Annotated in this window: 23 protein-coding genes and 1 other annotated feature; of the genes, 1 reads left to right on the top strand and 22 read right to left on the bottom strand. The window is 34.2% G+C overall.

The genetic code is table 11. From position 1 onward, the window contains the following. The 20 genes from proS to N4A68_19685 all read right to left on the bottom strand — a co-directional run bounded on the left by proS (position 1) and on the right by N4A68_19685 (position 21915). Positions 1–1446 carry a proline--tRNA ligase gene (gene proS, locus N4A68_19780; GenBank protein MCT4566541.1) on the bottom strand — a complete coding sequence of 482 codons (1446 nt, stop codon included), beginning with the start codon at positions 1444–1446 and terminating at the stop codon, positions 1–3. Positions 1447–1650: 204 nt separating this feature from the next. Then, positions 1651–1883: a binding site (T-box leader), on the bottom strand. Between the two features lie 153 nt (positions 1884–2036). After that, positions 2037–2513, bottom strand: a complete 477-nt coding sequence (gene ispF, locus N4A68_19775; protein MCT4566540.1) for a 2-C-methyl-D-erythritol 2,4-cyclodiphosphate synthase — start codon at positions 2511–2513, stop codon at positions 2037–2039. A gap of 292 nt (positions 2514–2805) precedes the next feature. Then, on the bottom strand, positions 2806–3141 hold the full coding sequence (locus tag N4A68_19770) for a bh protein (protein ID MCT4566539.1): 336 nt from the start codon (positions 3139–3141) through the stop codon (positions 2806–2808). A gap of 111 nt (positions 3142–3252) precedes the next feature. Then, positions 3253–4236, bottom strand: coding sequence for a lipoate--protein ligase (locus N4A68_19765; protein MCT4566538.1), 984 nt, complete (start codon positions 4234–4236; stop codon positions 3253–3255). 103 nt (positions 4237–4339) lie between these two features. Beyond that, positions 4340–4603, bottom strand: a complete 264-nt coding sequence (locus tag N4A68_19760; protein ID MCT4566537.1) for an HPr family phosphocarrier protein — start codon at positions 4601–4603, stop codon at positions 4340–4342. Positions 4604–4836: 233 nt separating this feature from the next. Further along, positions 4837–6546: a dihydrolipoyl dehydrogenase gene (lpdA, locus tag N4A68_19755; protein MCT4566536.1), complete on the bottom strand. Its 1710-nt coding sequence runs from the start codon at positions 6544–6546 to the stop codon at positions 4837–4839. Positions 6547–6674: 128 nt separating this feature from the next. After that, positions 6675–7661, bottom strand: a complete 987-nt coding sequence (locus N4A68_19750; GenBank protein MCT4566535.1) for a 2-oxo acid dehydrogenase subunit E2 — start codon at positions 7659–7661, stop codon at positions 6675–6677. A gap of 16 nt (positions 7662–7677) precedes the next feature. After that, positions 7678–8655, bottom strand: coding sequence for an alpha-ketoacid dehydrogenase subunit beta (locus N4A68_19745; GenBank protein MCT4566534.1), 978 nt, complete (start codon positions 8653–8655; stop codon positions 7678–7680). An 18-nt stretch (positions 8656–8673) separates the two neighbouring features. Continuing rightward, positions 8674–9642 (bottom strand): thiamine pyrophosphate-dependent dehydrogenase E1 component subunit alpha, encoded by a 969-nt coding sequence (locus N4A68_19740; protein MCT4566533.1) that lies wholly within the window; start codon positions 9640–9642, stop codon positions 8674–8676. 181 nt (positions 9643–9823) lie between these two features. Further along, positions 9824–10315, bottom strand: a complete 492-nt coding sequence (locus N4A68_19735; protein MCT4566532.1) for a hypothetical protein — start codon at positions 10313–10315, stop codon at positions 9824–9826. A 169-nt stretch (positions 10316–10484) separates the two neighbouring features. Continuing rightward, positions 10485–11852, bottom strand: a complete 1368-nt coding sequence (locus N4A68_19730; GenBank protein MCT4566531.1) for a PTS galactitol transporter subunit IIC — start codon at positions 11850–11852, stop codon at positions 10485–10487. Positions 11853–11885: 33 nt separating this feature from the next. After that, positions 11886–12185 carry a PTS sugar transporter subunit IIB gene (locus tag N4A68_19725; GenBank protein ID MCT4566530.1) on the bottom strand — a complete coding sequence of 100 codons (300 nt, stop codon included), beginning with the start codon at positions 12183–12185 and terminating at the stop codon, positions 11886–11888. 53 nt (positions 12186–12238) lie between these two features. Continuing rightward, the gene (locus N4A68_19720) at positions 12239–12715 is read right to left on the bottom strand and encodes a PTS sugar transporter subunit IIA (GenBank protein ID MCT4566529.1); all 477 of its coding nucleotides are present in this window, start codon (positions 12713–12715) and stop codon (positions 12239–12241) included. Between the two features lie 23 nt (positions 12716–12738). After that, positions 12739–12939, bottom strand: a complete 201-nt coding sequence (locus tag N4A68_19715) for a cold shock domain-containing protein (protein MCT4566528.1) — start codon at positions 12937–12939, stop codon at positions 12739–12741. Between the two features lie 56 nt (positions 12940–12995). Next, positions 12996–14516, bottom strand: a complete 1521-nt coding sequence (locus tag N4A68_19710; protein ID MCT4566527.1) for an FGGY family carbohydrate kinase — start codon at positions 14514–14516, stop codon at positions 12996–12998. 35 nt (positions 14517–14551) lie between these two features. Continuing rightward, positions 14552–15745 (bottom strand): iron-containing alcohol dehydrogenase, encoded by a 1194-nt coding sequence (locus tag N4A68_19705; protein MCT4566526.1) that lies wholly within the window; start codon positions 15743–15745, stop codon positions 14552–14554. Between the two features lie 39 nt (positions 15746–15784). Then, positions 15785–18751, bottom strand: coding sequence for a sigma 54-interacting transcriptional regulator (locus tag N4A68_19700; GenBank protein MCT4566525.1), 2967 nt, complete (start codon positions 18749–18751; stop codon positions 15785–15787). Positions 18752–19191: 440 nt separating this feature from the next. Next, positions 19192–19881 (bottom strand): 2-C-methyl-D-erythritol 4-phosphate cytidylyltransferase, encoded by a 690-nt coding sequence (gene ispD, locus N4A68_19695; GenBank protein ID MCT4566524.1) that lies wholly within the window; start codon positions 19879–19881, stop codon positions 19192–19194. A 234-nt stretch (positions 19882–20115) separates the two neighbouring features. Further along, positions 20116–21225 carry a PIN/TRAM domain-containing protein gene (locus tag N4A68_19690; GenBank protein MCT4566523.1) on the bottom strand — a complete coding sequence of 370 codons (1110 nt, stop codon included), beginning with the start codon at positions 21223–21225 and terminating at the stop codon, positions 20116–20118. A gap of 213 nt (positions 21226–21438) precedes the next feature. Beyond that, positions 21439–21915 (bottom strand): CarD family transcriptional regulator, encoded by a 477-nt coding sequence (locus tag N4A68_19685; protein ID MCT4566522.1) that lies wholly within the window; start codon positions 21913–21915, stop codon positions 21439–21441. 298 nt (positions 21916–22213) lie between these two features. Here N4A68_19685 and N4A68_19680 point away from each other — a divergent pair, with 298 nt between their 5' ends. Beyond that, entirely contained in the window at positions 22214–22609 is a 396-nt protein-coding gene (locus tag N4A68_19680) for a DUF1573 domain-containing protein (GenBank protein ID MCT4566521.1), read from the top strand. Positions 22610–22781: 172 nt separating this feature from the next. On the opposite strand, the gene disA is transcribed toward N4A68_19680, so the two are convergent. Beyond that, complete coding sequence (disA, locus tag N4A68_19675) at positions 22782–23873, bottom strand: DNA integrity scanning diadenylate cyclase DisA (protein MCT4566520.1); 1092 nt, start codon at positions 23871–23873, stop codon at positions 22782–22784. Further along, positions 23873–25243 (bottom strand): DNA repair protein RadA, encoded by a 1371-nt coding sequence (gene radA, locus N4A68_19670; GenBank protein ID MCT4566519.1) that lies wholly within the window; start codon positions 25241–25243, stop codon positions 23873–23875. Before radA ends, disA begins: the two co-directional genes overlap by 1 nt. Positions 25244–25300: the final 57 nt, after the last annotated feature.

Raw genomic sequence — 25300 nt, 5'->3', positions numbered from 1 at the left:
TTAATAAGCCTTAGCCACATAAACCATATGCTTAGCTTCTTTTCCACAGAAGTGACATTTATCTCCAAGGTCTTCTTGATTAAATGGCATACACCTGATTGTGGCACTTGTTTCTGATTTGATGTGTTCTTCACATTCCCTTTCTCCACACCACATAGCCTTTGCAAAGCCAGGCTTTTGTTCCATTTTTTCTTTGAAATCTTCAAGACTTTCTACATCATATGTGTTTTCATCTCTATGTTTTCTTGCTTTTTCAAGCATATCACTTTGGATAGTATCTAATAGACCAGAAATAGTTTCAGCTAAGCCATCCATTGATATCGGTTCTTTTTCTAATGTATCTCTTCTTGCTGCCATTACTTGATTGTTTTTGATATCTCTAGGCCCTATTTCTATACGAACAGGTACACCCTTCATTTCGTATTCATTGAATTTCCATCCCGGTGAGTAATTTTCATTGTCATCAAGCTCTACTCTTATACCCATATCTTCAAACTGCTTTTTAAGCTCGTATGCTTTATCAAGAACGCCTTCCTTGTGTTGGGCTATTGGTATAATCACAACTTGGGTTGGAGCAAGTCTTGGAGGTAATACTAGTCCTCTGTTGTCCCCATGTACCATTATAACTCCACCGATAAGCCTAGTTGATACACCCCATGAAGTATGATATGGATGCTGCATATCTCCATTTCTATCTAGGAAGGAGATATCAAATGCCTTTGTAAAATGCTGTCCAAGGTTATGGGAAGTACCTGCTTGAAGTGCCTTACCATCATGCATAAGGGCTTCCATTGTATAAGTAGCATGCGCACCTGCGAATTTTTCCTTTTCACTTTTTCTACCGGTTACCACAGGGATAGCTAAAAGCTCTTCTGCCATTTCCTTATATATATCAAGCATTTGAAGAGTTTCTTCCTGAGCCTCTTTCTCTGTTTCATGTAGTGTATGACCTTCTTGCCATAGGAATTCAGAGGTTCTTAGGAATGGTCTTGTGCTTTTTTCCCATCTAACAACGCTGCACCATTGGTTGTAAAGATATGGAAGCTCTCTATAGGATTTTAACCATTTTGCATACATCTCACAGATGATAGTCTCGGAGGTTGGTCTAACACAAAGCCTTTCTCCTAGTTTTTCCTTTCCACCATGGGTTACCCATGCAACCTCTGGAGCAAAGCCTTCAACGTGTTCTGCTTCCTTTTGTAGTAGGCTCTCAGGAATAAGTAGAGGAAAGTAACAGTTTTTATGTCCTGTTTCTTTAAACCTATTATCCAAGAAGCTCTGGATATTTTCCCATAAAGCATATCCATAGGGCTTTATTACCATGAAGCCTTTTACCGGTGAATAGTCTACAAGATCAGTTTTTCTTATAACATCCGTATACCATTGTGGGAAGTCAACCTCCATAGGGGTAATCTCTTTTACAAAATCTTTGTCCTTTTTACCCATAATAACACTCTCCTTTTTATTTTTAGTTGCAAATTTTATGTTTTAAGTACTAGAGTCCTTATAATGAATCCTATGAGAAAACAACTTCACTCCAATATTCTATTGGAAATAGTTTGACTACTAACAGTTAATTCATTCTCATTAGTCTAATTTTTTTCAAAATATTCGAGTCCATAAACAAAAATAAAAAACCTCCATCTCTATTTTAGAGACGAAGGTGATTCGCGGTACCACTCTAATTAATCTATAGATCTACATTATGATGTCCATAGATTATCTTCTTGCGATGATAACGGCTTCGCCACCGTATGACTTATTGATTCGCCATAAGCTCCGGGATGGGTTCAAAATGAATATATCCTGTAAAATCTCTCAGCCAATGGATTTTACTCTCTAAAGGAATCATCACCTTTACTTGTTCCCTTCATAACCAAAAACTATACAGTTATGCTTGCTAAATCATAAAACTCACTATATAGAGTTCCAAGTAAATCTTAATTTATACATATAAAAATATCCGATGTTTCTAGGAAATTTTGATATATATAAATTAAAGCCTTGACTGGAATCTCTATAACATTATATTTAAATCACTTTATTTTGTCAACACTTACTACTGACTGAGCGGCAATTCCCTCTCCTCTACCTGTGAATCCCAATTGTTCAGTGGTTGTTGCCTTTACATTAATGCGGTCTAAATCAATATCTAGTGCCTTTGCAATGTTTAATCTCATTTGTTCAATATAGGATGCCATTTTAGGCTTTTGGGCTATAACAACTGAATCGATGTTATTTACCCTATATCCCTTATCCATTAGCTTATTATTTACTTCAATAAGAAGTTCAATACTCGAAGCCCCTTTATATCTTTCGTCAGTATCCGGGAAATGTTTACCAATATCGCCTAATGCTACTGCTCCCAAAATCGCATCCTTGATAGCATGTAATAAGACATCGGCATCGGAATGACCAAGCAAACCCTTATCATAGGGAATATCTACTCCACCTATGATAAGCTTCCTTCCTTCTACCAGTTTATGTACATCATATCCTATTCCAACACGCATAGTATTCATCCTTTCAGGTTAAAATGTATTTCTACATATTTCCCAGGAAATTATAAATATATTTCCTTTTTCGACTTAAGGTATAGATTTCCAAAAGTTAAACTTAATTTATACATCTCAAAATATCCGATGTTTCTAGGGATTTTTGATGTGTATAAATTAACTTTTCAACTGGAATATCTATAGAATTTTCATAGTATAAATTAAGTTTAATTTCAAGAAATCTATATGTCTTAATATGTTTGTAAAAATAAAGAGAGCCCATATCTCGCCCTCATTTGATGCCATATATTTACTTTACCCTTTTTGTTCCAGTCATTCCCCTTAATTCTTTATATTCCTTTATCATTCTATAGGGCTTAGTTACCACTCTAATGGGGATAGAACATAGGAACCTCGATAGGTCTTCTTTGATCTCTTGGCTCATTCTTTCAGGTTTACTTGATACCCTTTGCAATATATCCATTGCATAATTAGACATCACAAGATTTTCATCAATTTCCAAATATGTATCACATTCTAAACAAGTTATTTTTTCAATGTTTTCTCCAATATATATTACTTCATGGGGAGTATTTTTATTACAATTTACACAATATAAATCTGCCTTCATTTTTGTAACATTCACATAAACACCCCCTAGTTTTTTTCAATATATAATAAGTATATCCTAATTTTATATATGATAATATATATTATGAGAAAATTTATAATTTATTAATTTTATTTATATTTTTCATTATATGACACAATTTAGTATATCATCTATTGAAAATTTTGAAAAGTATCGTTCAATATCTATGGATGACAGCACATTCTTTATTTCTTCTCTATCATATTTGTGCCCAATAAGTTTCCCCTCAATATCTCCTAAATCGCCACTGCCAAAAAAATCACCGTGAAATTTACATCCCTTTATTATCCCTTTTTCCACATCAATAAAGGCATCCACTTTTCCATACTCCAACCTTTGTGATTTCTTCACATTGAATTTGGGAGATTCTCCATAATTCCATTCCCAGGTATTATATTTTTCTTCCATTAGCTTTTTTACTTCCATGGTTTGCTCTTCACTTAGTTCCGCCTCATGTATTTCTTCATCCTCAAATAAATATTTCAAAAGCAATTCTTTAAACTGTGGCATACCTATATCTAAGTCCAGATGCTCCCTAATATTTGTTACTCTGCTTCTTATGGATTTAATTCCCTTAGAGACTATTTTTTCATTAGAAACATTTAAAGCCTTTACTAGCATCTCTAGATCCGAATTAAATAGAAGGGTGCCATGATGGAGAAGAGCATTCTTTTTCATGTATTGAGAATTACCAGAAAACTTTTTGCCCTTTATAGCTAAATCATTTCTACTATTAAATTCAGCCTCTACCCCTAGTTTTTTTAATGCATTTATAACAGGAAGAGTAAACTTTTTAAAATCAAAGGAAGTACTTTCTGTATTTTTAACAATAAATGTAAAGTTGAGGTTTCCTAAATCATGATATACAGCTCCGCCACCTGAAAGACGTCTAACAACTTGTATGCTATTTGCTTTTATAAAGTCCATGTTAATTTCTTCTATGGTATTTTGGTGTTTACCAACGACTATTGTAGGTCGATTTTGCCACAACAATAAATATTCATCGGCTTCATGCATATTGTTAAACACATATTCTTCAAAGGCTAAATTGAAATAAGGATTGTTAGAATTGTTTTTAATATATATCACAGCTAAACACTTCCTTTCTTATTGATTAAAGTATATTCAACACATTTTAGTTACAAGTTTAAAGCTACAAGTCTTAACTATTCCCATTATATATTTAAATCATTTATTCTCCAAATTTACTTGCTATTAAATCTACCAATGTGCTAGCGGCCTGTTCTTCATCATTTCCCTCCGCACATATCTCCACCTCATTACCACAACAAATTCCTGCTGATAATAAAGCCATTATGCTTTTTGCATTATAGGAATTTTCTCCATGCTTTATTGTAATTTGAGACTGAAATTTACTTGCCATTTGAACAAACATTGATGCTGGTCTTGCATGTAATCCAGTTTCATTGGTAATATGGACACTTTTAACAACCATAAATCATTCTCCTTTATTTCTTTATTTGTAACCCCCATACTCAAAATCATACTGTTGGGGTGATTAATCCCTTATTAAAATCAACCCAAAGTTATAGATATTTCAGTTAAACAGTTAATTTATACACATCAAGAATCTCCATATAGGGATTTTGGTAGAAACTTCATATATATTTTTGTTTGTAAAAATACCACCTTAATAAGGGTGGTATCTTTGTATAGTTTGATTTGCTACTATATGTGTATGACTTTATCAAGTATACCTGCTGACGCTTCCATGATCCCCTCCGAAAGTGTGGGATGGGCATGAATGGTATCTGCTAGTTCATATACCGTACCCTCTAATTCCATCACTGCCACGACCTCTGCAATCAAATGGGCGGCATCGGGACCTATTATATGGGCACCTATTATCTCACCCCACCGCTCATCGGCAATGATTTTTATAAAGCCCCTTGTATCGTCGGAAGCCACCGCCTTACCTAATGCCATAAATGGAAACTTAAATGCCTTATATGGCAGTTTCCTATTTTTAGCCTCTTCTTCGGTTATTCCAACACTGGCAATCTCTGGATCAGTAAAAATACAGTTTGGCACTATATCATACTTCATTTCCTTTTCTTCTCCAAACATATTTTCCACTGCAACTATTCCTTGATGTGATGCCACATGTGCTAGTTGAAGCTTATTTGTGATATCTCCTATGGCATAAATATTTTCAATATTTGTTTTGAGTTTATTGTCTACCTCTATATATCCCTTTTTATCTGTTCTAATATTTATATTCTTAAACAGCTCATTATTTGGTTTCCTACCTATTGCTACTAATATCTCATCCGAGTCTATGGTCTTTCCATTGCTCAAATCTATCCTATATGCTTTGTTGTTTTCCACAATCTTTTCGACTGTAGTTTCTGTATATATGTTGATTCCTTTTCCTTTAAATTCTTGCTTAAGCACATCTATAACCTCATTATCCATCATAGGAATAAGCTTTGGCATCATCTCAACTATGGAAACCTCTACTCCAAATGTAGAAAAAATACTTGCTATTTCTACACCTATAACACCTCCACCGATTATACAAAGCTTCTTTGGAAGACTTTGCAAGTCCAAAATCTCCTTAACATCCTTAAGCTTTACATTCCCCTGTGTTGGAATATTAACTGTGCTGGATTCTGTGCCCGTTGCAATAATAATATTTTTTGTAGAAATTATGTCTTCTTTTGCCCCAGTATTTATTCTTATTTTGTTCTTATCTAAAATTTCTGCTGTTCCTTTTATAAGCTTTATCTTATTTTTAATAAACAATTTATTTACACCATCGACTAGGGTGCTAACGGCTTTGTCTTTTCTACTGATAATTTTTCCCCAGTCGAAGCTTGAATCCTTTGTGCTAAATCCATAGTTTTCAGCATTTTTTATCTTATTCCATACATCGGCATGATAAACCAATGCCTTGGTGGGTATACATCCCCAATTGAGACAGGTTCCCCCAAGCTTTTCCTTCTCAACCACAACTACCTTTGCCCCTAGTTGTGCCGCTCTAATTGTCGCAACATATCCCCCAGGCCCTGCTCCAATAACACATAAATCATATTGGTTTGATGAAGCTTCTTCATTTATTCTATTTTCTTCAATGTCTTTAGGCTCTTCCTTATGGACTTCATTCTCTGCATTATTGTCCAAAGGAGGTATTTCTTCTCCTTCCTGTCCTATAAAGGCAATAGGATCATTTACATCTACTACTTCACCCTCATTTCTATATATCTTTAAAATGCTTCCTTCAACTATAGCCTCTACTTCTAGATTTACCTTTCCAGTCTCTACTTCAAAAACCGGATCACCCTTTTCTATCCTATCCCCTTCTTTACACATCCATTTTAATAGTTTTCCTTCTTCCATAGACATGTCCAGCTTAGGCATTATCATAAATTGTCCCATATAGTCCTCCTCCTTTTTCAGATGTCCTATATAGAGATTCCAGTCAAAACTCTAATTTATACACATCAAAACCTCCTGGAAATATGGGATGTTTCAATATATATAAATTAAGATTTAACCTAGACTCTCTATAATAAAATACAAAGTGGCTCTTGTAATAACTCCTTAAGGGTTTTCAAAAATTTACATCCTTCAATTCCATCTATGTGCCTATGATCTAAGGTCAAACTAAATGCAGTCATTTTTCTAATGGTTATCTCCCCATCTATTACAACGGGTTTTTCTTGAGTTTGTCCAACAGCTAAAATACCACTCTCCGGTTGATTAATAATTGGTGTAGCAAAGTCTATTGGATACATACCCATATTGCTAATTGAAAAGGTACTTCCAGCACACTCATGGCCTAGTATTTTCCCTTCCCTTGCCCTTTTATAAAGATCCTTTCCTACACTATGTATATCCCCTATTGAGATTTTATTGGCATCCTTTATAACAGGTACTATAAGACCATCATCTAGGGCCACAGCTACACCCATATGAATTGACTCATGATATGTTATATGGTCATTAGCATAGGATGAATTTATTACTGGATGTTTTTCAAGTGCTAAAGCTACTATCTTAACTAGAAAATCTGTAATAGTCAGCTTTTGTCCGTTTAGCTTAGTAAACATTGAATTTGAACTTTTTATCAAATCAAACAGATTAGTTGTATCTATCTCACTAAACAATGTATATTGAGGAGCAGTCGCCATGCTTTCCAGCATTCTTTTAGCAATCATCTTTCTCATGGGCGATGCCTTAGCTTCTGATAAAACTTCATCATCTATCCTATTCTCTACTACTGAGGTTGAATTTCTTTGATCTAATAATTCCAAAATATCCTTCTTTGTGATTTTCTTTTCATTATTTTCTAAATCATTAATATTCAATTTATAATAATCTGCCATCCGCTTGGCAACGGGAGTAATTTTTGCTGTTCCTTTAAAGCCCAATACATCCCTTGAGAAAACACTTCCCAGCTCTCCCGTTCCAGGAATCAAAGAAATATCTATGTTTAAGTCATCAGCAAGTTTTCTTGCGTAGGGAGTAGCAAGTACGATCTCCTTATTCATTAATCTCCCTCCTTCACTACTTTACTAGTTTTAATGCCTGCTCTATTATCTCTTCTTCACTTGGAACCACCTGTTTTTCAAGTTCTGGATTATATGGAATAGGTACATCGGCTCCACATAGTCTAACTATTTTTGCATCAAGATAATAAAATGCATCACTTTCAGCAATTCTTCCGGCTATTTCTCCACCGATTCCACCCGTTTTGCATGCTTCATGGACTATCATAAGTCTATGTGTCTTTTTTACAGACTCTAAAATAGTCTCAGTATCCAAAGGTGCTATAGTTCTTAAATCCACTACCTCTACAGAAATACCTTTCTGCTCTAGTTTTTCAGCTGCATCTAAAGCTCTTTGAAGCATTCTGGAGTATGTAACTATGGTTAAGTCCTCACCTGTCCTTTTGACATCGGCTTTGCCTATTGGTAAAACATATTCTTCCTCGGGCACATCTCCCTTGGTTCTATACAATAATTTATTTTCAAAGAAAACAACGGGATTATCCTCTCTTATTGCGGCCTTTAACAGCCCCTTGGCATCATATGGAGTTGCAGGCATAACTACCTTTAACCCAGGTATATGAGCGAACCATGCCTCTAAGCTTTGGGAATGCTGGGCAGCAGCTCCAGTCCCCGAACCTGCAGGCGTCCTAACCACAAGAGGAATTTTAACCTGCCCCCCTGTCATAAATCGCATTTTAGCAGCGTGATTAGCAAGCTGATCCGCTCCTAGGGCTATAAAATCGGAAAACATTATCTCTACAATAGGTCTCTCGCCTAAGAGTGCGGCTCCGATTCCCGCTCCTATAAAGCCCTGCTCTGAAATAGGAGTCTCTAATATTCTTTCCGGTCCAAATTCATCGTAAAAGCCCCTTGTTACACCGAAGCATCCTCCGTATATACCTATATCCTCACCCATTATGAATACCTTATCATCTTTATACATTTCTTCCTTCATTGCCTCGGCAATAGCCTGTAGATATGTGATCTTACGCACAAGAATTCCTCCCTTCATTTACGCATATATTAACTCTGAAATTTCTTCTAATGTAGATCTGGAACTACTTTGAGCAAATTCTTTAGCCCTCTCAATGTCGTCATTTGCTTTATCCTTCATTCCATTAAATTCATCCTCTGTTATAACACCATTTTCTATCATATAATTCTTCATGAACTTGATAGGGCATTTATCCTTCCATTCCTTTTCTTCTTCCCTGGTTCTATACTTTCTTTGATCACTCTTTGAATGTCCCAGCCAGCGATAGGTTTTACACTCAAGTAAAAATGGTCCATTACCCTCTCTCATATGCTGGGCAATTTCACATACAGCTTCATATACTTCTAGTACATTATTCCCATCAATTATTTTACTAGGTATATTATAGGATACTCCCCTATCCGCAACATTTTTCACTGGCATTGAATAGTCAATTGGCACAGACATGCCATACATGTTATTTTCACAAACATATAGTATTGGAAGCTTCCAAATGCTAGCAAGGTTTAAAGCCTCATGAAATGTGCCTTCATTATTTGCTCCATCCCCAAATACACAGGCTATAATTGAATCCTTTTTTTGTCTTTTCAATGCTAAACCAATTCCCACGGAGATTGGAAATGTTCCTCCAACTATTCCCGATGTTCCCATGTTGTGGGCTGATATATCGGCAATATGCATTGACCCCCCAACGCCCTTACAATGTCCATCTTTTTTGCCAAATAGCTCTGCCATGATTCCATTTAGATTTCCACTCTTAGATATACAATGGCCATGCCCTCTATGGGTCGGTTGTATCCAATCATTATCTCTAAGTGCATTTGATACTCCCGATGATACGGCTTCTTGACCTATACATAGATGGGTTGTTCCATGGATTTGCCCTTGCATAAACATCTCATTTACCTTTTCCTCAAAGCTCCTTGTTAGAAGCATGTCATTTAAAAGCTTGATTTGGACTTCTTTTTCAACTGAATACTTTTTCACTCCCATTCCTCCTCATAAAAAAATTTATATTATGTAATATATGCAAATCTTATGCCATTTCAATATTTTCATTTATGGCATAACAACTTGTATTTTCAACACATTTAGTAAAAACAGAAAATACCATTTTTTTATAAAAAACGGTATTTTTTGTTTTGTTTTTGTATAATATGTTTTTAACCTATCGGGCATTATTCTTGTTTATTCTCCTTGTAGACCTTCTATTAAAACGGTCCATCATTGGATGCAATTTAGCTTCGTGGTCTTTTAATATCTCTAATAATTCATTACCATCATTAAAGAGGTCTATGTTTATCCAATACCGTCCTTTAAAGAAACTTGTGTTTCCAAGTCTTAAATAAATCTTGTTAGTAAATGCGGCTTTCCTTACATTAATCTTTTCAATATCATTCCATACATAAGTATGTTCTCTACCAAAGGAATATAGCTGTATTTTTTCTTCATTATCTACTATAACTTTAGGATGTGTAAGGGCAAAAAAATGATCTATTGCAATCATTGTACAGGTTATAAATACAAATAAATAAAATTTATTTTTCCCTCCTGTATAATATTGATAAACTGAATATATTGATAGTATGCTAGCTAAAAAAGTGGGTATTGACACACCCAGCATATATCTAAGAGAATCATAACGATATTCTTTTTTCAAAATAATACCTCCTAGCAAAGCACCAAAGAAACTTTACTAATTCTAAGGCGAAAGTTCTAAACCCAAGGTTCTTAGAGTCATTCTCTTCGATGCTTAAAAATTTTTCAGAAAAAAACAAGCTCAACATATGAAGATATAGAACTTTATATGTTGAGCTTATGATTAGTCTTTATGCTGTTGTATCTTGAGGTTCATTAGCTTCTTTTATAATACGTTTTCTATTGATTACTGCCATAACTACTGCTAAGGCTGTCATAGCAATACCACCTATAACTTTAAATTCCATTGTTTTAACAAACAGCCAGCTTGCTGGGCAAGCACCATCTGCTATACTTGATATCATTGTTGCCCCTTCTGGGATATCAAAGCTTGCATCTATTGCCGCTTGAGTTAATAATGGAGCTAAATCTGTTGAAATCCATAATCCTATCATAACAATTACTATACCTATGATTAGGGTTCTAAATAAATCCCCTTTTGTTATGGGAACTATTAAAACGAAAACAAATGGAAATACAGCTAGATCAGCAAATGGTAAAAATTGATTTCCAGGTAAAATAACTGCTATGAATACTGCTAATGGTACTAGTATCAATGAAACCGCTAATGTTGTAGGATGTCCAACTCCAACGGCAGAATCCAAACCAATATACATTTTATAATTTGATTTAAAGTGCTTATCAATAAATTCTGCTGCCCCATCAGAAATCGGAATAAGTCCTTCCATTAACAATCCTGACATTTTAGGTATAAGTACAAGGGCAGCACCCATTGTAACCCCTAGTGTTAAAAAGCCCTTTATATTATATCCTGCAAGGGCACCTATAGCTCCACCTAATACAGTTCCTACAAGTATAGGTTCTCCAAATACGCCAAACTTTTTCTGAATGGCCACTGCATCCATATTTATCTTATTGATTCCAGGTATCTTATCTAATATCTTATTTACTACTAATGCAATGGGAACAAAGGATGCGGTAAATCCATGGGGAATTGATACACCAGGAAGCCCACAATACTCTTCAACTCCCTTTGCAGTCCAATCGGCCAACACTAATGTAATAGCGGCCTGAAGTGCTGCTGCTATCATTCCAAATACAAAACTGTCTGTCGCAAAGCTAACTAATGCACCAGTAAACGCATAATGCCAGAAATTCCAAACATCAATATTAACGGTTTGTGTAGTTTTTGTAATTATCATAATTATATTAACAGCAAGACATAAAGGAATTACTACAGCTCCTATTTTGGAAGCAAATGCTATAGCAGCTGCAGCAGGCCACCCAACATCTATTACATTCAAGCTTAGTCCAAAATTATTAACCATTTCTTGAACCGCTGGTCCTAGATTACCACCTAATAATCCTATAACAAGATTAAGTCCTATAAATGCAACGCCAACAGTTAAGCCTGCTCTTAAAGCTTTACCAAATTTAACACCAAGTATAACACCAAGTATAGTTAAAATAATAGGCATCATAACTGTAGGTCCTAAATCAACGAGTCTTTGAAGTCCAGATAATAAAGTTTCTATCATATAATCCACTCCTTATTTTTCTTTTAAGCCTTCTTATTTTTCCAGCCCCAAACAATCTATAATTTCCTTTAAAACAGGTTCTGTACCTTTACCAATCAAAAATGCAACTCCCATAATTACTTTAACAGGCAATTCCTTGCTATTATGAGCTGTTGTAACAACTAAATCATATTTAGGTGCCTTCGTATGTAATTCAGCAACTGAGCATGTTCCAAATTCTACACGGTCCCCATAACCTCTTTCTTCAAATATTCCTTTAATCTTGTTAGCAACAGCTACTGAAGTAGCTATTCCAGTACCACATGCCACTAATACTCTTTTCTTCTGAGCCACATTAATCTCCCCCCATTTTTTAAAATTTAGGAAATTACATAAGTACTATGTAATTATGCAATTTCCTCTTTAAGTTGATTTTCTAATACTGATATTAATTCCTTTGTTGATTCACAGTTTTTAATTCGTAATAATAGGTCTTTATCTTGAATTAAGCTTATTAAACTTTGAAGCATTTCAATCTGAGCATGATGCTCATTTAAAGCCAGCATAAACATTATTTCTACTTGGATAATCTCATCATGATTACCCATCATTCTAAAGGAAACAGGCTTATCTAATATACCAACAGCTATAATTGGACTATTTACATGTTCAATGCTTGCATGGGGAATAGCTACTCCTACACCCTCCGAGGGTAATCCTGTAGCAAACATTTTTTCTCTTTCCTTTATAGCATTAATATATGATGTCTTAACATATCCTTCTTTTTGAAGTAGGCTCGAAAGGGAATCTAAAGCTTCATCAACATTTTCAGCTTTGATATTAATATTCATTACTTTTTCATCTAACAATTTATTTTTTGTCATTTTTTCCACCCCAGACAATTATATTAAACAACTTCGACCTCAACAGCTTTTGCTCCCTTCGGACTTTCCTTCACTTCAAACTGTACCTTCTGTCCCTGTGCAAGCTTTCTCATTCCTGTTCCTTTAATGTCTGCAAGCTTAACTTTGTATTCCTTTTTATCATCTCCAGATATGATTCCTTCACCCTTCACAATACTGTAAAGTTTTACAATTCCAGTTTTCATAATCCCTGGCCCCCTTTTTAATTCTTATTTATTTAATCTGTCTAGATGGCTAGAAGCTAAAAAACGCCACCTTGACTTAATGCCTTATAAAGATTTCTATATTGCCAATAAATTTCGTTATAGATACTAACATTTTGTTGTTTTGGCTCTATTTCGTCACTATAGTGAACCATTTTGGATACTCCTTCTTCAACATCTTTAAATATACCTACACCGATTCCAGCTAAAATGGCAGCTCCTATTATAGTCGAATCCGACACTTTAAGTCTTTTTACAGTAACATCAAACATATCAGCAATCATTTGTCTCCATAACTTTGATTTTGTGGCCCCACCAATTATACTTAGTTTATTTATCTGAACACCCGAGCTTTTTATTTTTTCATACATATCCTTACTTTCTAAAGTTATACCTTCCATTACAGCCCTAACTAAATCACTCTTGGTATTTGAAAAAGTTAATCCAGAAAACATTCCCTTTGCATTGGTATTCCAATAAGGATATCCAGCCCCAATTAAATATGGCATAAATATTACTCCATTGGCACCTATAGGACTTTTTTCAATGTGCTTTTCCATCAAATCGTAGGTATTAGAATCTATCTCATTGGCAAATATTTGTTCATTTGTACAAAGTACATCCCTAATCCAACGATAACTACTTGCTGCCCCTAGTTGAATTCCTTCTAATTCAAAGAGCCCTGGTGAAAGTGCTTTTCCCACCATAAGTCCCATATCCTCAAGAAATCTAGGCTTGTTTGCTCCAACAACTAATACCCCAGATGTTCCTAAGGACATACTAGCATTTCCTTCCTTGACTACCCCTGCACCTAATGCACCACATTGATTATCTCCTGATCCACTACATAGTATAGTACCTTCCTTTAAGCCTGTTTTTTCAGCTGCTATTTTTCCAACCTTACCTACAACGATACCTGCTTCTATAAGCCTCGGAAGCTTATCTTTATGGATTCCATATGTATCTATAATCTTATCTGACCATTTATTGTTTTCTATATCTACCATGCCACTACATCCAGCATTTGCAACCTCACACAGAAACTCCTCTGCTCCAAACCTATATAGGATATAATCAGGTACCATGACAATTTTCTTTGTTTTCCCATATATATCAGGTTGATTATTCATTAGCCAAATTACCTTCTCAAAGGAAAATGTAGGTGTAATGGGCTGACCTTCAATACAGTACATTTCAAATGCATCCATTTTTGATTTAATATACTCGATTTCTGATATGGCACGATTATCCTGCCAAACATAAAAGCGATCACCTATAACCCTATTGTCTTTATCTATCAACCCAAAGGTGGCTCTCTGAGCAGAAAAACCTACCGATGCAATATTTACTGAGGAAATATTAGAGTTTTTTATGGCTTCTCTACATGCTTCAAAGGTTTTTTCAGTGACTAGCTCTGCACTTTGTTCAACCCAGCTCAGTTTTGGATAAATACAGGGATACTCTCTATAGCCACTTCCTATTATATTTCCATCAGTATCTATTATCATAGCCTTTGAACCGGTTGTTCCAATATCTACACCCATTAAGTACTTAGACATAGTAATCCCCCTTCTCAAAAGTGAGCTTATTTACATTATGAGCATACTTTTACAGGTTTTAAAGAATTCCTATAAATTTCTATAGCATCCTCTTCCGTTAATTTCTTTAAGCTTACATCCATGCATCCTCCCATAGTGGCAAATGCGTCCTTTGCAAGCTGAGGTATCATATCTTCTGTAACTCCTAGATCTGAAATAGATATGTTAACTTCAAATCTTTCCAATACTGCTTCTAGTGCCTCACTAGATTTTTCTGCACACTCTTCTTCTGTTAATCCTTCACAATTATAGCCCAACATTCTAGTCACATGAGCATATCTCTGTATATCTGAATCATAGGTTGCCTTTAAAAATGCTTTGCCTAAGGCTGCCATAGTCAATCCATGGGGGGCATTAGTATGACCTCCGATTGGATGTCCCATACCATGAATTCCTACTGTACTTGCTTGAACTATTGCAACGCCTGCAAGGGTATTAGCCCACGCCATCTTGGCACGTACTTCTATATTTTTTGGATTATCCATAGCTTCTCTGAGATTCTCTAAAACTAGCCTTATTGACTCCTGGGCCAATAAATCAGTAAAAGGAGTGGCTACTGTAGAAATATAGGCCTCCATTGCATGAAATAATACATCTATCCCTGTACTAGCAGTAACACTTTTAGGAACAGTAACCATCAATTGCGGATCAACAATCGATACCATAGGATACATACTAGTATGACCTATTCCCGGTTTTTCATTTTTTTCTGGATTTGTAATTACTGAAAACATTGTTACCTCTGACCCTGTACCTGCAGTGGTTGTAATTGCAAGTATGGGTAAAGCATTAACTACATCCTCCAAATCTCCACGCTTTCCTTCAGGATGATAATCTTCCATTTTACCACCATTTTCAGCTACAAATGCAATTGCTTTTGCCGCATCCATTGAGCTTCCTCCACCTAGTCCTATGAGAAAATCACAATTTTTTTCCTTGACAATATCAACCATTCTATCTATATAAGTTGTACATGGGTTTGGATCCACCTCGTCACTTACTATTAATTCCACACCCCCTTCCTCTGCAAGTTTTATAACTCTATCTAAAATTCCAGTTTGTCTCATACTATCTCTAGCTGCTATTAAAAGTCCTTTTTTACCAAAATCAGAAACTACGTTTTTAACTTCCTCTACCTTTCCTTCCCCAAATATAACTTTTGTTGGTATGGAAAATTCAAAGTTCTTCACAATTAACATCCCCCTTTATCTAAATTAAATATTAATCACTTAGCTAATCAACATTGATATTATTTCATCTTCATTACAAGAAGATAGTAGCTCGATATTTTTGGGATCTTCACAAAAGCTTTGTAGCTCAGTAATAACATCAATACATTCAGATTTTAATGCTATCATCAAAATAATTTTAACTTCTACTTCACCCCAGTTTACTGGGTACTTTAAAACACCTACTCCTATAATGGGTTTATTTACATAGATAGGCTCACCATGGGGTATACTTGTTCCATTAATAAAATATGTAGGTCCGAGCTTTTCCCTATCTAATACAGATTGAATAAATCTCTTTTCAACAAATCCCTTTTCATAGAGCTTATTTGCTAAAGTTTTTATAGCCTGTTCTTTGGAATCAGCTTCCATATCAATTAAAATTGAATTTCTATTAATTAATTTACTTAATGCTGAATTTGTATCAATATTTATTTCAACTGATATATCTTCAAGAGAATTTCTTTTTAAAATAAGATTTTCAAGCTTTTTTAAGCCTTTTTCTTGAATAATATTTTCTAAAGCTATATATGGTATATTCGCTATCCTAGGATTTACAGTTCCAACTATGGATAAAATTTTGTGTTCCTTTTGGATTTCCATTATTAGTTCCTTTATATTATTTTCAACTGCACCTATGGGGATAATTTTCACCTTTTCATCAAACTTATTTATTATATTTTCTAAAAGTTCCTTAATCTTAAGGGCAGTTCCTTGACCTGTAATACACATAGTTATAATTGCCTTTTGTTTCTGTACAGTTTCAGGATATAAATTTGTCAACCTACTTATATATTTAGTTTTTTCTTCAATGCTATCTGCTATTTCATCTAAGTTAGAGTCAGGAAGCATAGCTCTTCTAATAGCCTCAATAACCATCACTGTATCTACCCTTGATACACTTTTTGTTTTGATTCCTGTTTCCTTAGTGATTATTTCACCAAAGGTTACTAAGGAACCCATATCTACTAAAAGTAATACGCCTTTTCCCTCATCCATACTTTTTACCATTTCCATGGTTCTATCTAAAGCTGTTTGAGGACTCTCATCTAAAGACATATTAACCGCCTTGGCAAAGCTCACACCTAATAATCTGTTTGCTACCTCCGCCATAGCATTAGATACATTCCCATGGGTAGCTACTAAAACCCCCACTCTTCCTTGTTTTACAGATTCTTCTTTATCGGTCACCGTTGATAGATACATGGAGATGAATCCTATTTCATCTTCAGTAAGCACTACGTTTAATTCTTCGTTGATTACTTCAACCATTTCCTTAGCTACCTCAAACTCCTTTGGATACTTTTCCTTTATCTTTTTAAGTTGTGGATTTGTAATCGTTTTCCCATTCTTTAATCTTATTAATGTTGTATTTAGATGAACAGATAGTACGTAAAAAAGATGATCCGTTATTATTCCTAACTTCCAACTAGCTATTCTTAAAATCTTATTCACTAGCTCTACAATTTCAATACCGACTATATTCACCAAATCTTTTTTCTCTATGGGTTTTATACTGGTTTCCACTTTTTTAAGTAAATTCTCTACTTTTCTTTGCATCTCATTTCCAATAATATAATTAATAACCTCTTGATTGGAAACTTGCCCTTGAAGATCGTGATATCTTTTTTCTATGAATTCATATATCTCATAGGGCATATTATACATGTCTTGATTGTCGGAAATGGGATGAACCCTTTCTTTATTTGGCTCAACCACTAGATTTTGATACTTAATTAGCTTTTCAATCTCTGGTCTATAATTTTGGGTTTTAAGTAATCCTTTTTTTGCATGGATAGGAATATCATCTATTGTTATTTCCATCATGGCAGGATTATTTGTTACATAATTTAAAAATCCCTTTGCACAGCTTACTTGTATATCGCTTCTTAACTGCCCCACATTTCCTAGGCATTCATATAGGAGTAATGCTCTTAAAACATTATTACAAACCTTGATAGCTGTCTGAATTCTATATGCCTCCTTACTAAAAAACGCCTTAATGATTTCTAGCCTTTCAGATAAAGGTCTTGTACTTAAATTCGGCAATTCTATTACCATTGGTATTCTTCTTCTGAAAGTATGTAGAAGCATTGAATCTGAGTTTTCAGTAGTGGCCGCAATTATAGTTATTTTAACTTGCCTTTGGGCACTTGTTTCACCTAGTCTTCTAAATTTACCTCTATCTATCAAATAGAATAATAACTCCTGCCCTTCTGGTGGCAAGCGATGTACTTCATCTAAAAAAAGTATACCTCCATTTGCTTTTTCAACTAATCCTTCTTTATCGGATTCTGCACCTGTAAAGGCTCCCTTTACATATCCAAATAACTGCGACATAAGCAATTGTGGATTATCTGCATAATCGGCACAATTAAATGTAACCATATGTGATTTTTGACCTATTATATTTGCTTCTTTAGAGAATTTATACATTGATTCTGCTAGCTCACTTTTTCCTACTCCAGTAGGGCCAAGAATTAAAGTATGTAAACCATGGGGTGGATAAAGCATTGCTGCCTTTGCTTGTTTTATATAGGGCTTTAGGCTGCCCTCAGCCCCAATAATATTACTAAAGGAAGAATATTTTTTCTGACTATAGGAATACGTGGAGCCGATTAATTGATTATTAGAATTTTTATTTTTCTCATCAATATATTTTGGGTCCATATTATTATTCAATTCTTTTCTATATTCTCTAATAATATGACGCGAAACATCGAACCCAAGCTCCCCAACTTTTTTAGTTAACTCTCTCTCTGAGATTTTATGATTATTTTTTAATATACCTTTAATAGCCTTAGTTAAAATTTCCCTTCTTCGTTCCCTTGAATCAGGTATACCATGGTTTTTGCGTAAACCTGTAACTATTTCTCTTCTTAGGCTCATAAGCTTTGCTAGCTGTGCATCGGTATAGGGTTTCTTTTTATCCTCTTTATTTATAATGTCAAATAATCTTTCTCTCATATTCCTCCTCCTTATTCTTCTTAATAAGCAATATTTATGCCAAACTTTGCTATTGTTTTTCCAATTTCCCTAAGCTTGTTTTTTCAATATGTATAGCAGATAAATCTTTTGAAAATATAACATTATATACCAAATAGTAAATTTGGTATATAAACAAACCAAATCGACCACTCATGGTATATCATGTTTTGAATATTTTCTATATTCAATCATATTTTTCCTGCAAAAAAAAATATTACCTTTAATTTGTTGTTAAAACAAATGAGAAACTTGCATAATTGACATTATTAATTTTGAAATACAATATGTAGATTGCTTTTCTAACTCTCTCTGCTACATTTTGTATTTCAAAATTCTTTAAATGTATTATGGAATTTCCTCAAATATTCATAGGTAATATTTTCAAGATCTAATTATGAAATTTTTTTCAGTACTTTATTTTATCTTCTTTTATGATTAAGTATTGCTTCAGCCGTAATTAAATCCTCTGGAGTAGTTATCTTTATATTTTCATAGTCTCCTTCAACCATTTTTACTTCTCTCCCAATTTGTTCTACTAGCATGGCATCATCAGTGCCTAAAAAATTTTCAGTAGCGGCAAACTTATGGGCTTGCTTTATGATCTCCACTTTAAAAACTTGGGGTGTCTGAGTGATCCATACATCTTTTCTTTTTGGAGTAAACTTCACAAATCCATCTTCCTTCATGATCTTTATGGTATCCTTTATGGGTACTCCAGCTGACACAGCTCCAAATTTTTTTGCTCCATCAATACATCTTTTAATGACTTCCTTGGATACGAGGGGTCTTGCCCCATCATGTATGAGAACAATTTCTGATTTAGGATTTAAATGGGAAAGACCATTTAAAACAGATTCTTGTCTTTGGTCTCCTCCATTAATTATCTTCACCACTTTTTTGAATCTATATTTCTTCAAAACATTTTTTTTACATAGCTCTATATCATTCTTATTAATAACAAGTATAATTTCATCGATTAACGGGCTTCTTTCAAAGGCATTTAAAGTATGGGCAATTATGGGTCTTCCCTTTAAGAACAAATATTGTTTATTTAGCTGTGCTTTCATCCTAGTTCCTCTTCCAGCAGCAAGTATTATAGCTGTGTTCATATCAATAAAACTCCTTTAATCTATGTTGTGGACAAAGGCGCCCGACAACGCTTTGTTGGTTGCAAGTTCAAAGTTTCAAGTTACAAGTATTAGGGTCATTACTTTGAGTCTAAAAGACAATAGTAAAGACTAAAGTATATTTGTCAGTATATCAAATATAGTATACCACATACATAACAAAACCCAGCTTTTATTGCTGGGTAATTGATTATTATATTATTATATCATTATTTATTATGCTGTTCTATTTATCATATTCTTTGGTTTAGCAAATATAAGTCTTCCCGCTGCTGTTTGAAGTACACTTGTAACTGTAACATCCATGGTTTGACCAATATGTTTTTTGCCACCATCTACTACTATCATTGTACCATCATCAAGGTAAGCAACCCCTTGACCGTTTTCTTTTCCTTCTTTAATAACTTGAACCACCATTTCTTCACCTGGTAATACAACTGGTTTTACTGCATTGGCTAATTCATTGATATTTAAAACCGGTACCCCTTGAAGCTCCGATACCTTATTTAAGTTGAAATCATTAGTGACAACCTTACCCGATAATACTTGTCCTAATTTGACTAGTTTTATATCCACTTCACCTATTTCATCAAAGTCCCTATCGGTAATTTGAACTTCGATATCCAATTCCTTTTGTATCTTATTTAATATATCTAAGCCTCTTCTACCTCTATTTCTCTTAAGAGAATCTGAAGAGTCTGCTATATGTCTTAATTCTTTTAAAACAAATTCTGGAATAACCAAGGGGCCTTCAACAAAACCTGTTTTACATACGTCGGCAATTCTTCCATCAATTATTACACTAGTATCAAGTATTTTAGGTATACTTGAATACTCTGGCTTGTTACTCGCCTTGTCCTTAGAACTTCTTTTAAATATATTAGGTAAGTTAATTAAATCATTAGTTTTCTTTGTCGATATACTTACTCCTAAATAGCCTAAGAAGATATAGACTATAACAGAAAGTATGGTCCCTACATAAGGGATAGGTATAATTAAGAGACTAATCAAATAAGCAATTATAAGTCCAATTATAAGTCCAATAGATCCTACTAAAATATCAGTAGTTGGTATTTTCTGCAGCTCAGTTTCAACCCAGTTCGCACTACTCAAACCTTTTTTCATCAGCCATGGTGTTATAGCAAAGAGTATAAATCCAAATACAACAGCACTAACAATGCTAATTATTAATTCTTGTAACGTTGTTAAAGGAGCGATATTTAAGAAATTTTGGGCTTTAATAATTTTGGAAATTAATATTCCCACTGCATATCCAGCCATTGCTCCCGCAAAAGTTAAAGAACCACGTATAATTTTATTCAGCATGTTATTTCCACCTCCTTTTTGTAATTATATCCACTGAGCTGTTATTTTATAACAATAGTATTTCTAGTCAAAAAAAAAAAGAATTTTGCATAAATTGTATACTATTTTTTTCTCTTTTTCTATATTAGTCACAAATTTTTTAGTTAACTGTAATGTAGATTTCACATAGTAACATAATAGTAAACTAAAAAATATGTGTGTTGAAAACGAATTTTACTGAACAGCTTCGTTTATAAGATCTTCTACACTTATTTCATCGGCATCATTCACTAATACCAATTCGCTTACTAATATTTGTTTTGCATTATTTAACATTTTTCTTTCTCCCGTGGAAAGCCCTTTTTCTCTATCCCTAAGCATTAAATTTCGAACTACAATCGCAACTTCATAAATATCTCCGCTTTTAATTTTATCCATATTTGCTCTATATCTACGATTCCAATTTTGAGGCATCTTAGACTCATCATCATTTAATACTGCTAAAACCTGTTCAACTTCTTTCTCTGATATTATATCTCGAAGTCCCATAGTTTCAACATTGTCAAGGGGAATCATTACCTTCATATTTCTTAGAGGTAATCGTAAAATATAATACTTCCTCTTTTTACCTAAAATTTCCTTTTCTTCAATTGATTCAATTATTCCTGCACCGTGCATAGGATAAACCACTTTATCGCCTATATTAAACATAGAATTACCTCCCAAATGACATTCCACATTTTCAGTATACAGTATTTGGTACATGATGTCAAGAAATAAATAATTTTATCATAGTCACAAATAATTGTCAATGATTTTTTATGAATCTTTCCGACTCTGATATATACTATTTACAACACTTTATACATTTTTTACCTTTAATATATTTTTATCTCATTTTTTCTTTATATATACATTTATGTTTACCCTTTAAATTTATACTTCTTTATGCTAAAATAATTGTGTCAACTATAGAAAACCAACCGTCTACTTGTGGGAGTGATTATTTATGAAGGACTTATTATGTGATGAATTTCAAAACTCTGTTGGCGAAGTTTTAACCAGACATAAAAGCATATTAGATACAATAACTAAACTTCAGGAATCTTCTGCAAAAATTAATAGAGCAGTGATCAAATCAGTAACCAACTGTGGGTGTGTTAAAATCGACGCTTGTAATCAAAAAGTTCCAGACGATGTAAATTATGAAGATATATCAAATTATCTAGACAATCATCTTCGGGGAGAACTTTGTGAAGTTTGCAGAGAAAAAATCATTGAAGAAATGGGACGTAATTTATTTTATATGGCTGCACTAGCAAATGATTTTGATATAAATCTTTATGATGTAATGCTTAAAGAATTTAAAAAAATTAATGCTTTAGGTAAGTTTACCTTGTACTAGAATAAGAAGTTTTTGTTATAATTTATACTACATATCCTATTGATTATTGTCCTAGATTTTAATCAAACATTAAAGCTTCTAGCTACATGCTAGTGGCTTTTTTAATTAAAACCATTTTTCTTAGAAAAGTCTGCCCAAAGGGCAGGATACTTGACATCCTTGAATTTGCGTTTTATTTTTTCAACAAATGTCTGTCTAAAAGAACTTGATCCCTTACCCTTCTAAGTCCTTCTTTTATATTTTTTGCCCTTACTTCACCGATTCCTTCTACATCATACAATTCTTCCGTACTGGCCCTTGATATTTTTTGAAAGTCTTTGAAATACTGAACAATATTATCTATAACTGCCGATGGTAATCTAGGTATTTTGAATAGTATTCTATATCCCCTTGGAGTTACTGATATATCTAAAATATTAATATCATATGAATATCCTAATATGTTTGCTATATTTGTTAAATCCAAAAGTTCCTCCGATGAAAGTTCCCTAAGTTTTTTCATTATGGAGTCCTTATCATTTTCCTCAATATAAATTCTATAGTCCTCAATAACATGTTCTCCATCTTCCTTCACAAAGCATATCAATTCCTCAAGCTGCATGCTAACTAATCTACCTTCACTGCCCAATTCATTTATATATCTTTCTATCTCATTTGCTATTCTTATTACCATATCCGTTCTTTGTATAACAAGGCATACATCATATAAAGTTACTAGATCCTCAAGCTCTAAGGCACTAAGGCTCGTCATTGCCTGATCTAAAACCGTTTTATATTTTTCCAGAGTTTGTACAGCTTGGTTTGCCTTATTTATAACCTTGTTTGTATCCTGTAATATATATTTATGCTGTCCCTTATAAAGGGTTATGATATTTCTACGTTGAGATATAGATACCACAAGATTTCCTGTTTCTATTGCCGTTCTTTGAGCTGTTCTATGCCTTATACCAGTTTCAGATGATGTGATGGAGGGTTGAGGATTAAGCTGTGCATTTGCATAAAGAATCTTTCTTTGATCCGAGCTAATTATAATGGCCCCATCCATCTTAGCTAATTCATATAAGTGGGCAGGGGTAAGCTCTGTATTTATATAAAAACCTCCATCGACTAGCTTAATTACCTCTGGATTATCTCCAACTACTATCAAAGCTCCTGTCTTAGCTCTAAGAACACTCTCTAGTCCTTCCCTAAGGGGCGTTCCTGGAGCTAAAATTTTTAACGACTCATTTATATCTTGAGTTCTGTTTTTTTCTTCCTGAACCACTAACGTCTACCTCCCAAAATCATATCAAGGGCTTCATATACATTATCCACGCCAATTATTTCTATATCCTTAAGCTCTGGAAGCCCACTTAAGTTTCCCTTTGGAATTACACAAGTCTTAAATCCCATTTTTACCGCTTCTACTATCCTTTTTTCAGCATGATTAACTGATCTAACTTCTCCAGTCAAGCCTACTTCCCCAAATATAATAGTGTGGGGATCTATTATTTTATTTCTGAAGCTTGAAGCAATGGCTGCTACAATTGCTAAATCAACTGCAGGCTCACTAAGCTGTATTCCCCCTACCACATTTACATATCCATCTTGCCCTTGAAGCTGCAAACCTACTTTTTTCTCAAGAACTGCCATAAGCATTACTACCCTATTATAATCAATACCCGTTGCCATTCTCCTTGGATTACCAAAATTTGTAGGGCTTATAAGTGCTTGTATTTCAATTAGCACAGGTCTTGTTCCTTCTATCCCCGATACAACCACTGATCCCGATGCTTTTTCCGGTCTATGGGATAAAAATAGATGCGAAGGATTTAAAATTTCTTGTAAACCATTGTTAGTCATCTCAAAAATGCCTATTTCATTTGTAGATCCAAATCTATTTTTAACCGCCCGAAGCACTCTATATATATTATGCTTTTCCCCTTCAAAATATAGCACTGTATCTACCATATGCTCTAATACTTTCGGCCCTGCAATTGATCCAGTCTTAGTAACATGTCCTACAATGAAGGTTGCAATCCCTTGGGTCTTTGATAACTTCATAAGTGCAGAGGTTCCTTCACGAACTTGACTAACACTCCCCGGTGCAGAGGCTATATCTGGATTATACACCGTTTGTATAGAGTCTATAATTAGTAAATTTGGATCAACTTCTTCAATATACTTTGAAATAAATTGTAGATTGTTCTCAGAAACTATATACAGATTATCATTGTTTATACCAAGTCTATCGGCTCTCATCTTTATTTGCTTAAGAGACTCTTCCCCGGATACATATAAAACCCTTAGGCCTTGGCCTCCTATATTACTTGCCACTTGTATAAGAAGAGTTGACTTACCAATACCTGGGTCTCCCCCTACTAAGACCAAAGAACCCTTTACAATTCCTCCTCCTAGGACCCTGTCCAGCTCACTGTTAGCTGTTGAAAATCTATTTTCCATCTCCAGCTCAATATTTTTAAGCTTTACGGGTTTTTGTGAAACGGTTGTGGATAAATCGCTGCTTCTCCCCTTCTTTTCAACAAACTCCTCCACAAAGCTTTGCCAACTATTGCACTCCGGGCATTTCCCCATCCATTTTAATGATATATATCCACATTCCTGACATACATACTTTGTCTTTATCTTACCCATAAATATCACCTCTAATTCCTAAATTTGTCATATAATAAATTTAGGGATTCTACATTT

The sequence above is a fragment of the Maledivibacter sp. genome, assembly GCA_025210375.1.
In the GTDB taxonomy this organism is placed as follows: Bacteria; Bacillota; Clostridia; order Peptostreptococcales; family Caminicellaceae; genus JAOASB01.
The sequence above is the reverse complement of the archived record's forward strand: the minus strand, read 5'-3'. Positions and strand labels throughout refer to the sequence as shown.